This is a genomic window from Roseibaca sp. Y0-43 (genome assembly GCF_020667835.1).
Classification (GTDB): Bacteria; Pseudomonadota; Alphaproteobacteria; order Rhodobacterales; family Rhodobacteraceae; genus Roseinatronobacter.
The window spans coordinates 48,328-62,386 of record NZ_JAFMPR010000007.1; the positions used below are offsets into that span (position 1 = coordinate 48,328).

Consider the following 14,059-nt stretch of genomic DNA (forward strand, 5'->3'; position numbering starts at 1 on the left):
CGGACAGACATCCGGGCCATTCCGGTCAGTGCCTAGCGCTTTGCGTGTTCGGGAAAGGCTGCGGCCATCGCGTCGGCCGTCGCCGCGACCACGCCGCGCTCGGTAATCAGCCCCGTCACCAGCTCTGCCGGGGTCACGTCAAAGGCGGGGTTGCGACCGGGCGTGCCGTCGGGCGAAATCTGCACCGAGATGATCTTGCCCTCGGGGTCTTTGCCCTGAACATGCGTCACCTCTTCATCGGTCCGCTCTTCGATCGGAATTTCCCGCACGCCGTCCCACACCGTCCAGTCGATCGTGGGCGAGGGCAGGGCGACATAGAAGGGCACATCATTGGCCTTGGCCGCCAGCGCTTTCAGATAGGTTCCGATCTTGTTGGCGACATCGCCGCGCGCGGTGGTGCGGTCGGTGCCGACGATGACAAGATCGACCTCGCCATGCTGCATCAGGTGGCCACCGGCATTGTCCACGATCAACTGGTGGCTGACCCCGGCTGAATTCAGCTCCCATGCCGTCAACAAGGCGCCCTGGTTGCGGGGGCGGGTTTCATCGACATAGACATGCACGTCGATCCCGGCCTCTACCGCGTGGTAGATGGGCGAGGTGGCGGTGCCCCAATCGACCGTCGCGGGCCAGCCGGCATTGCAATGGGTCAGGATATTCACCCGCCCGCCATTCTTGCGCTTGGCGATCTCGCGGATCAGCTCGATACCATACACCCCGATCATGCGGTTGGTCTCGACATCCTCGTCGCAGATTTCCGCCGCGCGCCGAAAGGCGGCTTCCGCGCGCTCTTCGGGGGCGAGCGGTTTCAGCACGCGCGTCATCTCGTCCAGCGCCCATTTCAGGTTGATCGCCGTCGGGCGGGTGGCGTGCAGCAGGTCGTAGGTTTCCCCAAGCGACGCATCGGACGGGTCCGCCGCCATCTGAACCGCCATGCCATAGGCTGCGGTTGCGCCGATCAGCGGCGCGCCCCGGACCCACATCTCGAAAATCGCGTCGGCGAAATCCTTGCGGTCCTTCAGCTCTACGATGCGCAGCTCATGCGGCAGCCAGCGCTGGTCGATAATCATCACCCGGCCATCGGCGTCACGCCAGATAGAGCGATAGGGTTTGCCGTTGATCTTCACAGGTATTCCTCCTTGTTGACCTGTCGGGCAAGGTCAACGACCTGCGCCATCGAGGTGATCTTCTCGCGGCCCACGGCCAGCATGCGCCCCATCATCAGCGCGCGCGCTTCCAGCCGGGCGCGGGTCGCGTCATCCGCGATGGATTCGAAATCGGCATTATGCGCGAGGCCAAGGATCCGCCGGTGCATCTCTATCCCGCAAAAGCCCAGCGTATCGCGCCAGATCGCGGCCAGCCGCTCAATCCGGGCCTGTTCGGCGCCACGGGCATGGCCTTGATCCTCGAACAGGCTGGCCTGATACAGGATGCCGTGGCGCTCGCTGCGCCACAGGCGCGTGAACTCGGCTTCGAAAGCGGCCCAGATGTCGGCGGTGACGGTCAGGATCCAGCTCTGGTAATCGTCGCGCGCGCCCTCTGTTGCGGCATGGCCGGGCTGGGCGAAATAGGCGTGCAGGAAATTGGCCAGCAACATCCCCACATCGAAACCGATGGGGCCGTATGTGGCGAATTCGGGGTCGATGACCTTGGTTTCGGTGTCCGTCACCATCACCGACCCGGTGTGCAGATCGCCATGCAGCATGGTCTCGGCATTCGACGCGAAGGCCCATTTCATATGCTGCGCCGCCACTTTCAGGTCGATATCGTCGCGCAAGATCTTGACGACCGGGTCTAGTCCGGGCGTGTGGCGGTTCAATTCGGCCTCGAAATACGGGTCCGAGAAGACAAGGTTCTCGGTGATGTCGCAAAGCTCGACATTGCCTAGGAACAGCGCCGCATCGGCTTTGCGCTGCGCGGTCGGCATCGCCAGGTCAGAGCCACGGAACAGCGTGCGCGCACAGAATTTGCCAAGCGTGTCGGCCAGCCCTTCGACCCGGCCGCCGTCGATCAGCACCTTGCGCAAGATGACATGCGGCGACAGGAATTCCATCGCGATGATCGCCTGCGCCTCGTCGAAATGATAGACTTGCGGCACCGATCCGGGATCGCGGGCCTCTTGCCGGATCAGCGCGTTATATTCAAAGAAGGCGCGTTTCAGGGGCAGGGGCCAGCTATCGCCGACCAGCCGAACATAGGGCAAGGCCTGCTTCACGATGACGCTGCCTTTCGGCCCGTCCACGATGAAGACAAGGTTCAGATTGCCGTCCCCGACCTCGCGCACCTGCCATTGGGCCGGGTCGCCCAGATGCGAGCGGATCGATTCGACCGACCCCAGTCGGCCGGCCAGCGTTTCAGGGCTTAACGCCTCGTATTCTTGATTGGACACGGGTCTCCTCCCCAGAAAATCCTGCGTGGTTTTGTGGTTGAACGCCCCCGTCCGGGGCCGCTTTCAAGATGCAGGATTTCGCGTTTTCACCCAATTGTCAAATTATATTGACATTTGAAAGTTTTGGGGGCTAGCTTCGGTCCAACGGGAGGAATTCAGACGTGAGTGAGCAGGCGATCCGCCTAGAGGGGCTGCAAAAGGCCTTTGGCAAGAATCGGGTATTGCGCGGGATCGACATGCAGATTCCGCGTGGCAAGGTCACTGTGCTGATGGGGGCCAACGGGGCCGGGAAATCGACCTTAGTCAAGGTTCTGTGCGGGGTCCATCGCGCCGATGGCGGCAAGGTCATGCTGGGCGACACGCTTTTTGCCCCCGAAACCCCGTCCGAGGCGCTACGCTCGGGCGTGGTGACGGTGCATCAGAACATCAATGACGGCGTTGTGCCCGATCTGGATGTCACCTCGAACCTGCTGCTGGATACGCTGGCCTCTGGCGGAAGCACCTTTTTGAACCGGGCGCAGATGCGGGCGAAGGCGCACGAGATCGCGGCCAATGTCGGGCTGGAGATTGACGTGACCCTGCCGGTGGCGGGCCTGTCGCTGGCGGATCGTCAATTGGTGGCCATCGCGCGGGCCATGGCGCATGACCCGCAAGTGTTGATTCTGGATGAGCCGACCTCGTCGCTGTCTGCGGCTGAAACCAAGCGGCTGTTCGAAATGGTCGAACGGCTGCGCGATCAAGGGGTTGCGATCCTCTACATCTCGCACCGGATGTCCGATATCCGGCGGCTGGCCGACCGCATCCTGTCGATGCGCGACGGCCAGATCGTTCAGCAATTCGAAGACAAGCCGCTCGATTACGAAGGCGCGGTGCGCGCGATGCTGGGCCATGAGATCACAGAGGTCGATATCCGCATTCCCACGCCCGGCAAGCCGGTGCTGGAATTGCGCGACCTTGTCCTGCAAGAGGGCGCCGCCCCCTTCTCGATAGAGGCGCGCGAGAACGAGGTCATCGCGGTGGCGGGTCTTGTTGGGTCCGGCAAATCGGCGCTGGCATCGGTCCTCTTCGGTCTGACCCAGGCGAAATCGGGCGAGATCATGCTGGACGGCCAACCGCACCGCCCGCGCAGCGCCGCAGACGCTATTGCCGCCGGGGTCTATATGTGCCCCAAGGACCGGCTGGTGAATGCCGTGGTCAAGGATTTTGACATCACCCGCAACATCACGCTGCCCTTCACCAAGCGGCACGCGCGCGGCGGCGGGTTCCTGTCCTTCCGCTCGGAACGCGCCAAGGCGAAACACATGATCGCCGAGATGGGCGTCGTCTGCCAAGGCGCGGGCGATGGCATCCTGACCCTGTCGGGCGGCAACCAGCAAAAGGTCATGGTCGCCCGCTGGATGGCAGAGGCCAGCCGGGTGCTGATCCTCGATGAGCCGTTTCAAGGCGTCGACATTCAGGCGCGGCGTGACATCGGCCACAAGATACGCGAAACCGCACACACCCGCACGACGATCGTGTTCGTCGCCGAACTCGACGAGGCCATAGAGGTCGCCGACCGCATCATGGTGATGAGCGAGCATTCGATTGTCGGCGATCACCGCAATGAAAACATCGACGTCGCCGCGATCATGGCCGAAGTGGTCCATGCCGCCGACGCGCGCAGCGCAGCAGGATTTTAACGAGATGCAAAAAAGCGCCACCCTTCTGGATTTCGCCATCAAATACGGCTTCCTTGCCCTGATGGCGGGACTGGTCATCTTCTTCAGCGTCACCGCCGAAGGCTTCATGTCGCCCTTCTCTGCGGTGTTCATCCTGCAATCGGTGGCCATTACCGGCATCCTGGCGCTGGGCGTGACCTCTACGCTGGTGGTCGACGGGTTCGACCTGTCCATCGGTGCGGTCGCCACCTCTGCGCTGATGCTGTCGGCCTATGTCATGGTCGTGTGGGAGTTGAGCGCGTTCTGGGCCGTGGCCCTTAGCCTGACGATGGGCGCGATGGTCGGCGCGGTGAACGGGGTTCTGGTGGTGAAATTCAAGGTGCCCGACCTGCTGGCCACGCTGGGCATGATGTTCCTGCTTCTGGGCGCGCAACGTATCCCGACAGAGGGGCGTTCTGTGTCGACCGGGATGGCGTTGCCCGATGGCACTATTGCCAATGGCACCTTCTCGGAAAGCTTCTTGATGCTGGGCCGCTACCGGATTGCCGATCTGGTGCCGCTGTCGGTGGTGTTCCTGATCGCCGCCGCGGTGCTGATCTGGGTGTTTTTGGAACTGACGCGCCACGGTCGGCTGATGTATGCCATCGGGTCGAATGCGCAGGCGGCCAGCCTCGCCGGGACCAATGTGAACCGCTACAAGATCCTTGCCTACATGATTTCCGGCACCATGGCCGCGCTGGGCGGCGTGCTGCTGGCGGCGCGTCTGGGCCGGGGGGACGTGGCATCGGGCAACAACCTGTTGCTGGATGCGGTCGCGGCGGCCCTGATCGGCTTTGCCGTTCTGGGGGCGGGCAAGCCGAACGCTTTCGGCACCGCCATTGGCGCGCTGTTCGTGGGGATCCTCTTGCAGGGTCTGACGATGCTGAACGCGCCTTATTACACGCAAGACTTCATCAAGGGCGCGGTGCTTGTCGTCGCCCTGGTGTTCACCTTCGCGCTTTCCGGCCGCACCGGCCGGGGCAAGGCGTGAAATTGGTCCAATAGGGAGAAGAGGGAGGAAACCATGATCTCTAGACGCGTATTTACCAGCCTGCTCGGGGCCGTCGCCATGATGCCGGCGGTCGGCTTCGCCGCCGATATGCCGGCGCCGTTCGACAATCCCGGCGAGGTGAAAGTGGCGCTGGTACGCTACCTGTCCACCGGCGATTTCTTTCAGGCCTACCTGTCGGGCGTGGAAAAGCAGGCCGAGGCGATCGGCGTTGACCTGCGGGTCTTCGACAGCCGCCAGGATGCCGCACTTCAGGCCGATATGGTCGATCAGGCCATCGCGCTTGGCGTGGACGGTATCATCATCCAGCACGGGCTGACGGAATCGATGCAGGCCGCTGCGCAGCGCGCGGTTGACGCAGGCATCAAGGTCGTCGCCTTCGACGTGGATGTCGAGAATGACGCCATCCCGCAGATCGAGCAATCCGACCGCGACTTGGCCCGCCTTGCGCTGGAAGCCGCGCTGGCAGACAACGGCAACGAGTTCGTTGCGGGTTACGTCTATGTGCCGGGCATCGCCCCGCTTGACCGTCGCGACGAAACCTGGGTTCAGGTCAAGGCAGACAATCCGGGTATCAACGAAGTGGCCATGTTCGGCACGCTCGACAACCCGATTGCCAATTCCGTGGCCAACCAGGCGCGCGCGGTGCTGTCCGCGAACCCGAACATCACCGTCATGTTCGCGCCCTATGACGAATTCGCCAAGGGTGTGAAGATCGCGGTGGATGAAGCGGGCATGACCGATCAGGTCTCGATCTACTCGGCCGACGTCTCGACCGCTGACATCGCGGCGATGCGCGAGCCGGGTTCGTCTTGGAAGGCAACGGCTGCCACCAACCCCGCCGTGGTGGGTGAAGTGTCGGTCCGCGCGCTGGCAATGCTGCTGGCGGGTGAAAACCCCGGCGACAGCGTGATCGTGCCGCCGACCCTGATTACCCAGACCATGCTGAACGAGCTGGACATCACCAATATGGAAGATCTGGGCGCGAAGATGCCCGCATTTGCCCATGCCGATGTCGCGGTCCCGGACTGGATGCCGCTGCCGGCCCGCTGATCGGCTGCGCCTTGAACACGACAAGGGGCCGGGGCAAGTTGCCCTGGCCCATTTGCTTGGAGGAAGACCCATGCTCAAAGGAATAGACCCAAGGATGCCCGCCGCGCTGCTGGATGTGCTGATGCGGATGGGGCACGGCGATGAAATCGCGGTGGTGGATGCGAATTTCCCCTCGCATTCCACCGCTGCGGATACGGTCACAGGTCAGGTCATCGAACTGCCTGGCTTCACCGCGCCAGAGGCGATTGCGCTTGTCACATCGCTGATGCCGCTCGATGCTTTCGTGCCCGAGGGCGCGTTCTGGATGCAGCGCGACGGCGCGGGCGATGTCCCGGACGAGGTTCATTCCGAAGCGCTGAAGGTCATGATGGCCGAAATGCCGGATGGCGGCGCGGTCGGGTCACTCGAACGGCAGAAGTTTTACAAGCGTGCGCGCCAAGGCTTCGCGGTGCTGCGCACGACAGAGCCGCGCCCCTTCGGCTGTTTCATCCTGCGCAAGGGCGTGATTTTCTGACGCCGCAAGTGCTGCTTGCCATGCCGGGGGCATGGGCCCCCGGTCATGCCGTCAGCGGGCAGAGGCGTCAATCGCGGCGCGCATCGCGGCAATGCCTTCGCCGATCTGCTCGCCAAGGCGCAGAAGCGACCCGCCCAGCAGATAGACCACGTCATCGCCATACATCTCGACCATGTCCGCCGCGCGCGCGACACTCATGCCGCCGCCGGGGCTTGGCAACATGGGCTTGCCGGGGCCAGAGGGGTCGCGGCACGCGTCCGCAATGGCGCGGCACTCGTCGGGGGTAAAGCCGAAGCGGCCGCCGACATTGGGAAAGACCGAAATATCGGACCCCGCCAGCCGTTGCAGCGTGCCGAACATCATCCCATGTGAAAACCCGGTATCCTCGGACAAGACATAGGGGCCAAAGAAGGACGGGTGCGTCATCACCGGCAGATCAAGGCTGTTGTCGCGCGCGATGCGGTTGACCACGCCAAAGCCCAGAAGCCCCGGCATGACCAGCAGCCCATCGGCCCCGGCTTGCTTGGCGAAGTGAATATTCGCCTCCAGATCCTGCGGGCGACCGGCCAGCGACGGAAAGTAAAGTGCGCGACCGCCGGTTTCCGCATTCGCCCGCTGCACGGCGGCGCTGACCTTTTCGACCCGTTCGCGGAAGGGGGCCATGCTTTGGTCGGTGATCCCGTGATCTTCCTTGACCACATCCGCCCCGGCCTTTGCGCAAAGATAGGCGATCCGAGCCAGCGCGTCGGCATCCAGCCCTTGTGGCTTGAGCACCGGCGCAATCAGCCCGCCGCGCGCGCGCCCGGCGCGGTCGCGAATGCCCGCGATTCCGAAGCGCGGGCCGGGATGGCGCGCCAGCATGTCGGCCCCCGGATCAATCGCGATGACCTTCAACCCCTTCTGGATAGAGGAATTGCCGAAGATCACGTTCAGGAATTGCGTGAACTCATGCCCCGCGCCGTCGGGCGAATAAGAGATCGTCGCGCGAAAGCGGCCCGCGCCCTCGGGGCCGATTTCCTCGATCTGGCCGACGATCTGATCGGCGATATAGCCCGGCGGCACCACGTCCAGCGGCACCTCGACGGTCTGCTCAAGTGCTATCCCCTCGGCGCGGGCGCGGGCCTCTGCCAGATCGGCGGCAAAGATGCGGTAGGTGACGGCGAAGCGCTGCATTACAGCGCCTCTGCCTTGACGTTGGAATGGACCGCGTCGACCCGCACGGCGTCCAGCGCATTCTCGTCAATGCCGGTTTCAACCCCCATCAACCGTTCTATCCCGCGCACCAGCGCAATCGCGTCCAGCCCGTAATAGCGCATCAGATAGGGCCGAGAGCCGCCATGCGCATAGGTGTCTTGCAGCCCCAGCCGGATCAGCTTCTTGCCCAGCCCCGCCTCTGCCATCGCCTCTGCCACCATGGACCCGATGCCCCCGGCGACGACGTGGTTTTCCAGCGTGACCACGCCATGTTTGACGCTTGCGGCATGGGCGATGATCGCCTCGGCATCGAAGGGCTTGAGCGTGGACAGGTGCAAATGGCGCACCGAGACACCCGCCGCATCCAGCGCGCCGCGCGCGCGGATCGCTTCTTCGGTGGTGATCCCGGCGGTGACGACCATCACATCCGTGCCCTCGGACAGAACGCGCAATTCGCCCAAGCGCAGCGGCGTGTCGAACAGGCGCGGGACAGAGCCGCGCAGCACGCGGCAATAGACCGGCCCGTCAATCGAGTCGGCCACCTCGACAATGCTCTCGACCTCTGTCGCGTCGCCGGTTTCAAGCACGGTCATGTTGGGAATGGCGCGCATGACAGAGATGTCTTCGATGGCCTGATGGGTCATGCCACCGGGTGTGGTGATGCCGGGCAGAAACCCCATCAGCCGGACCTTGCGGCGCGGATAGGCGACAGAGGCCATCAGCTGGTCATAGGGCCGCCGGTACAGAAACACCGCGAAGGTGTGAATGAAGGGCCGAAACCCGGCAAGCCCCATGCCGCCCGCGAAAGACAGCATGTTCTGCTCGGCCATCCCCATGGACAGGAATTGCTCTGGGTGGCGATCGCGAAAGCCGTCGATCTCGACCGAAGAGGTCAGATCGGCCGACAGCGCGATCACTTCGGGGTGCTTGACCGCATATGTCTCGAAGGCGGTGGCGTAGGGGCGGGCGACCATTTCAACCATGATCTGTCTCCTCAATGCGCGTAGTCGATGGGGTCGATGCCCAGTTCGGCAGCAATCGACATGTTGTATTCGGCGCGCTCGTCTTCAGATTTGAAGCGGACGTAATGCAGTTTCGGAAAGCGCCGCTCGAGGATGCTCATGCCCTTGGTCGGCGAGGTATAGGCAAGGATAATCAACGGCTTGCCCTCGTGCTTTTCCTGCTTCGCCTGACGCATCGCGCTCAGGTCATGGCCGTCGATCTCGACACAGACCGCGCCGAAATCGACGAATTTCTGGCGGATGTCGCCGACCTGCATGACCTCGTCCATCGCGCCATCGCATTGCTGGCGGTTCACGTCCATGATGGCCCAGAGGTTGTCGATGCCGTGATGGGCGGCGGCCTGAACCGCTTCCCACGTCTGGCCTTCCTGAACCTCGCCATCCGACATGAACACGGCCACATCGCCCGCGTCGCCGTTGCGCCGCCGCCCCCAGGCCAGACCCGCGCCGGTGGACAGCCCGATCCCAAGCGTGCCGTTATGCACCTCCATGCCGGGGCTGTGTTCGGCCCCGATCATTTCCACCGAAGAGCCGTCCTTGTTGAACATCTCCAGCCCTTCGGGCGCCATGCGGCCGGTTTCAATCAGGGTTGCATAGGCCACCAGCGCGTAATGCGCGGGCGCGATGAACAGCCGGTCGAATTGCGGCTCGAACGGGCCGTTATAGCCCGCACCGGTGTGGTAGTCGGGATTGCTGGCAGAGGGCACGCCGCCGAATGGTTTCGGGATCATCGGCAGGGTCGGCTGCCCCAGCGTCAGCGCTTCGTTATACAGAAACGCAAGCTGTTCGGCGGCGGAACAGGCCTGCGAGAGATAGCCGCCATTGTTGCGGATCGTATGCTCGAAGACGCGCCGGCGGATGCCGAGCGCGACCTCTTCGGTCGTTTTTGCGTTTTTCAGGCCGAAAGCGTCAGGCAAGGCGGGCTCCTCCGAGGATGTGCAGCGAGTTCTTCGGGCGATGTTACAAAAGTCAGATAGTGTTGACAAATGGAATTTGATGCGCCGCCCCATTATTCGCGCGACACCCCCGCGTGCTTCCGGGGTGGCGCGGGCGGGCTGTCGGGTTTTCCCTGTTTCGGGACACGCACAGGCTTGGGTCAAAATGCAAAACGCCCCCGCTTGCGCGACGGCAAACGGGGGCGGGGCATCGTGGCACGTGGGATCATGCGGCGGCAACGCCGTTGCAAGCCGCCCCCGCGTGCAGGTGCTACGCGCGGGCCAGCCGGGTTACAGGCAGCTTTCGAACAGCGCGCGCGTGTTCTCGCGCGTCAGCTCTATCGGGTTGCCGCCACAGGACGGGTCCAGAAGCGCCATTTCGGTCAGCTCGTCCAGCCGGTCGGCGCTGACACCCATGGCCGACAGGTTGGCCGGGATCGACAGGCTTTCGCGCAGCGCCATGATCCGTGCCATGAAACCGGCAAAGCCGCCCTCTATGCCTAGATAAGCCGCTGCGCGGTCAATACGTGCCTCGATCGCCGGGCGGTTGAACTCCAGCACCATCGGCATGACGACCGCATTCGTGGTGCCGTGATGGGTGTTGTAGACCGCGCCGATCGGATGGCTGAGCGCATGGATTGCCCCCAAGCCCTTCTGGAACGCCACCGCCCCCATCGCGGCGGCCGACATCATGTTGGCGCGCGCGTCCAGATCATCGGGCGTGGCATAGGCGCGGGGCAGGTTTTCAAACACCAGCCGCATCCCTTCCAGCGCGATGCCTTGGCTCATCGGGTGGTAATGCGGGCTGCAATAGGCTTCCAGGCAATGCGCCAGCGCATCCATCCCGGTGCCCGCGGTGATGAAGGCAGGCATTCCCACCGTCAGTTGCGGGTCGCAAATGGTGACAGCGGGCATCAGCTTGGGGTGAAAGATGATCTTTTTGCGATGCGTGGCGCTATCGGTCAGCACGCCCGCGCGCCCCACCTCGGACCCGGTGCCCGCCGTCGTGGGCACGGCGATGATGGGCGCGATGGTATCAGGGTTGGCGCGGGTCCACCAGTCGCCGATATCCTCCAACTCCCACACGCTGACCGGCTGGTCGACCATCAGCGCGATCATCTTGCCCAGATCCAGCGCAGAGCCGCCGCCAAAGGCCACGACCCCGTCATGCCCGCCCGCGCGATAGACCGCCAGACCGGCCTGCATGTTTGCTTCGGTCGGGTTCGCGTCCACCTCGGAAAACACCGCGCGACCAAGCCCGGCCGCGTCCAGAATATCCAACGCCTGCGCGGTGATGGGCAGGGCGGCCAGCGCGCGGTCCGTTACCAGAAGCGGCTTGGCAATGCCCGCGGCCTTGCACTGGTCAGCCAGTTCCGAAATCCGCCCCGCGCCGAACTTGATCGCGGTCGGGTAGCTCCAATTTGCCGTCAGTCCCATATGTCAGGCCTTTTTCAGGTGGTAAGACTTGGCGCGGGTCAGCGCCAGATAACCCAGTTTCGACAGCGCCGCGCCGCGCCCGGTATCCTTGCAGCCGGTCCAGCACAGGGCCGGGTCCAGATAGTCGCAGCGGTTCATCAGGATGGTGCCGGTCTGGATTTGTGCCCCGATGGCGCGCGCGGCCCCGGCATCCTTGGTCCAGATCGACGCGGTCAGCCCGAAATCGCTGTCATTCATCAGCGCCACGGCCTCGGCATCATCCTTGACGGGCATGATCCCCACGACAGGGCCAAAGCTTTCCTCGCGCATGACGCGCATGTCATGGGTCACTTCGACTAGGATTTGCGGGGCCAAGTAAGCGCCGCCATCATCGGCGGGAAACTCTGCCACATCTATCAGCGCCCGCGCACCTTGGGCCAGCGCATCGGCGATCTGCTCGCGCACGGTGACGGCAAAGCGCGCGTGCGCCATCGGGCCCATGGTGGTTTCCTGTTCCAAAGGATTGCCAAGCCGCTGCGCGCGCACCCAAGCGACGGCCTTTTCGACAAAGGCATCGAACATGCTCTCATGCACATAGATGCGTTCGATCCCGCAGCAGCACTGGCCCGAATTGAACATCGCGCCATCCATCAGCCCGTCCACGGCGGCGTCCAGATCGGCATCGGCGCGGACATAGCCGGGGTCTTTGCCGCCCAGTTCCAGCCCCGTGCCGGTGAAGGTGCCTGCGGCCGCTCTCTCTATCGCGCGCCCGCCCCCGACAGATCCGGTGAAATTCACGAAATCGAACGCACGGGCGGCGATCAGGGCTTCGGTCGTGGCATGGTCCAGCACCACGTTCTGGAACACGTCCTCTGGCACGCCCGCCTTGTGCATGGCCTGCGCCAAACGCTCGCCCGCGATCAGCGTTTGCGTGGCGTGTTTTAGCACCACCGCATTGCCCGCGATCAGCGCGGGCACAACTGTGTTGACCGCCGTCAGGAATGGGTAGTTCCACGGCGCGATTACGAAAACCACGCCCTGCGGCTCGCGCGCCAGCAGGCGGGTGGCGGCGGGGCTGTCTTCGATCACGTCATCGGCCAAGGCCTCTGGCGCGATCTGCGCCATATAGGCCGCGCGCTCGCGTACGCCGCCGAATTCGCCGCCATAGCGCACCGGGCGGCCCATTTGCCATGCCAGTTCCGGCACGATCTGGGGCGCCATCGCTTCCAGCGCGTCGATGCCCGCCATGACGGTCTTGATCCGCTCTGCCAAGGGAAGCGCGGCCCAGTCGCGTTGCGCCGCGCGGGCGCGGGCAACCGCCGCTTGCGCCGCGTCCAAGCCCAAGGGCGTGCGTTCGGCATAGATCGATCCGTCTACGGGCGAGACGAGTTTGATCGTCGACATGATGTCTCCTGTCTGTGTCGATAAATCTTCGGGCCGGGCGCGGTCAGCCGCGCTCCAGCAGGCGTTTGCGTTCCCAATCGGTGACGACGCGGTCATGTTCCTCGACCTCCCACCGCGCGGCGCGGGTGTAATGGTCGACCACCTCGTCGCCAAAGGCCGCGCGCAACATGGCAGAACCATCCAGCAGGTCGGCGGCATGGCGCAGCGTCTTGGGGATCTCGCGGGCATTGCGGTTCTGGTAGCTGTCGCCGGTCATCTCTGCCTCCAGCTCCATGCCTTGCTCTATACCCGCAAGTCCGGCAGCCAACAGTCCCGCGCAGGCCAGATAGGGGTTCAGGTCCGCGCCCCCGATGCGGCATTCCACGCGCACCGCTTTCGTGCCATCGCCGCAGACGCGGAACCCCGCCGTGCGGTTGTCCAGCGACCAGACCGCCTTGGTCGGGGCGAACATGCCCACGCAAAAGCGCTTGTAGCTGTTCACATTGGGGGCCAGCAGCGCCGTCAACTCGCCCGCATGGGCCAGTTGCCCCGCCATATACTGCCGCATCAGCGCCGACATGCCGTATTCCGCGCCCTTGTCCATGAAGGCGGGCTGGCCGTCGAGTGTCCAGAGCGACTGGTGCACATGGCTGGACGACCCCGCGCGCCGATGGTCGTATTTCGCCATGAAGGTCACGGATTTGCCCAGAGCGGCGGCAATTTCCTTGGTGGCCTGCTTGGTGATGACATGCTGGTCGGCGGTGGTCAGCATCTCGGCATAGCGGATGTTGATCTCGGCTTGGCCTGCCTCGGCCTCGCCCTTGGAATTTTCGACCGGGATGCCCGCGCCGTAAAGCCCGTTGCGCAAGGCGCGCATCAAGGGCTCTTCTTTCGAGGTCTGGAACAGGTGGTAATCCTCGTTATAGCCCGAGATCGGCGTCAGATGCTCGGTGCCGTGGTCGCGCAGCGCCTCGTAGCTTTGCTCGAAGATGAAGAACTCCAGCTCGGTCGCGGCCATCGCCTGATACCCCATCGCGCGGGCGCGCGCGACCTGGGCCTTCAGGATGGCGCGGGGGGAAATCGCCACCTCTTCATGCGTGTGATGGTCCAGCAAGTCACACAGCACCAGCGCCGTGCCCGGTAGCCACGGGACGCGGCGCAGCGTGGCCAGATCGGGCTTCATGACGTAATCGCCATAGCCCTTTTCCCAACTGGTAGAGGCATAGCCCTCGACCGTCAGCATCTCCATGTCGGTGGCCAGAAGGTAGTTGCAGCAATGCGTTTCTTCATAGCCCGACTCCAGGAAATGGGCGGCATGAAAGCGCTTGCCCATCAGGCGACCCTGCATGTCGGGCGCGGCCACCAGAACGGTATCAATCTCGCCCGCGCCAAAGGCGGTGCGCAAATCTGCCAATGTCATCAGTCCCGGCATTGTCCCTGTTATCCT

The 14,059-nt window shown here is 63.9% G+C and carries 12 protein-coding genes; 4 read left to right on the plus strand and 8 right to left on the minus strand.

Going from position 1 to position 14,059, the window contains the following annotated elements; all coding sequences use genetic code 11:
• Positions 1–32: 32 nt before the first annotated feature.
• Both mtnA and mtnK read right to left on the minus strand, forming a co-directional pair.
• Positions 33–1,127, minus strand: coding sequence for an S-methyl-5-thioribose-1-phosphate isomerase (mtnA, locus tag J1C52_RS10385; RefSeq protein ID WP_227427871.1), 1,095 nt, complete (start codon positions 1,125–1,127; stop codon positions 33–35).
• Entirely contained in the window at positions 1,124–2,389 is a 1,266-nt protein-coding gene (gene mtnK / locus J1C52_RS10390; RefSeq protein WP_227427872.1) for an S-methyl-5-thioribose kinase, read from the minus strand. Before mtnK ends, mtnA begins: the two co-directional genes overlap by 4 nt.
• 161 nt (positions 2,390–2,550) lie before the next feature.
• Here mtnK and J1C52_RS10395 point away from each other — a divergent pair, with 161 nt between their 5' ends.
• The 4 genes from J1C52_RS10395 to J1C52_RS10410 all read left to right on the plus strand — a co-directional run bounded on the left by J1C52_RS10395 (position 2,551) and on the right by J1C52_RS10410 (position 6,662).
• Complete coding sequence (locus tag J1C52_RS10395) at positions 2,551–4,068, plus strand: sugar ABC transporter ATP-binding protein (protein WP_227427873.1); 1,518 nt, start codon at positions 2,551–2,553, stop codon at positions 4,066–4,068.
• 4 nt (positions 4,069–4,072) lie between these two features.
• Complete coding sequence (locus tag J1C52_RS10400) at positions 4,073–5,077, plus strand: ABC transporter permease (RefSeq protein ID WP_227427874.1); 1,005 nt, start codon at positions 4,073–4,075, stop codon at positions 5,075–5,077.
• Positions 5,078–5,110: 33 nt separating this feature from the next.
• Positions 5,111–6,148, plus strand: a complete 1,038-nt coding sequence (locus J1C52_RS10405) for a substrate-binding domain-containing protein (protein WP_227427875.1) — start codon at positions 5,111–5,113, stop codon at positions 6,146–6,148.
• A 70-nt stretch (positions 6,149–6,218) separates the two neighbouring features.
• Complete coding sequence (locus J1C52_RS10410) at positions 6,219–6,662, plus strand: RbsD/FucU family protein (protein ID WP_227427876.1); 444 nt, start codon at positions 6,219–6,221, stop codon at positions 6,660–6,662.
• Positions 6,663–6,713: 51 nt separating this feature from the next.
• Here the strand turns inward: J1C52_RS10410 and J1C52_RS10415 are convergent, their stop codons facing one another.
• The 6 genes from J1C52_RS10415 to J1C52_RS10440 form a co-directional block, all read right to left on the minus strand.
• Positions 6,714–7,835 carry a RuBisCO large subunit C-terminal-like domain-containing protein gene (locus J1C52_RS10415; RefSeq protein ID WP_227427877.1) on the minus strand — a complete coding sequence of 374 codons (1,122 nt, stop codon included), beginning with the start codon at positions 7,833–7,835 and terminating at the stop codon, positions 6,714–6,716.
• Positions 7,835–8,839 (minus strand): transketolase family protein, encoded by a 1,005-nt coding sequence (locus tag J1C52_RS10420; RefSeq protein WP_227427878.1) that lies wholly within the window; start codon positions 8,837–8,839, stop codon positions 7,835–7,837. Before J1C52_RS10420 ends, J1C52_RS10415 begins: the two co-directional genes overlap by 1 nt.
• A gap of 11 nt (positions 8,840–8,850) precedes the next feature.
• Complete coding sequence (locus J1C52_RS10425) at positions 8,851–9,795, minus strand: transketolase (RefSeq protein WP_227427879.1); 945 nt, start codon at positions 9,793–9,795, stop codon at positions 8,851–8,853.
• A 309-nt stretch (positions 9,796–10,104) separates the two neighbouring features.
• Positions 10,105–11,250, minus strand: coding sequence for an iron-containing alcohol dehydrogenase (locus tag J1C52_RS10430; protein WP_227427880.1), 1,146 nt, complete (start codon positions 11,248–11,250; stop codon positions 10,105–10,107).
• A gap of 3 nt (positions 11,251–11,253) precedes the next feature.
• Positions 11,254–12,633, minus strand: a complete 1,380-nt coding sequence (locus J1C52_RS10435; RefSeq protein WP_255618453.1) for an aldehyde dehydrogenase family protein — start codon at positions 12,631–12,633, stop codon at positions 11,254–11,256.
• 43 nt (positions 12,634–12,676) lie between these two features.
• A complete protein-coding gene (locus tag J1C52_RS10440) occupies positions 12,677–14,044 on the minus strand; it encodes a glutamine synthetase family protein (protein WP_227427881.1) in 1,368 nt (455 codons plus the stop codon).
• Between the last annotated feature and the right edge of the window lie 15 nt (positions 14,045–14,059).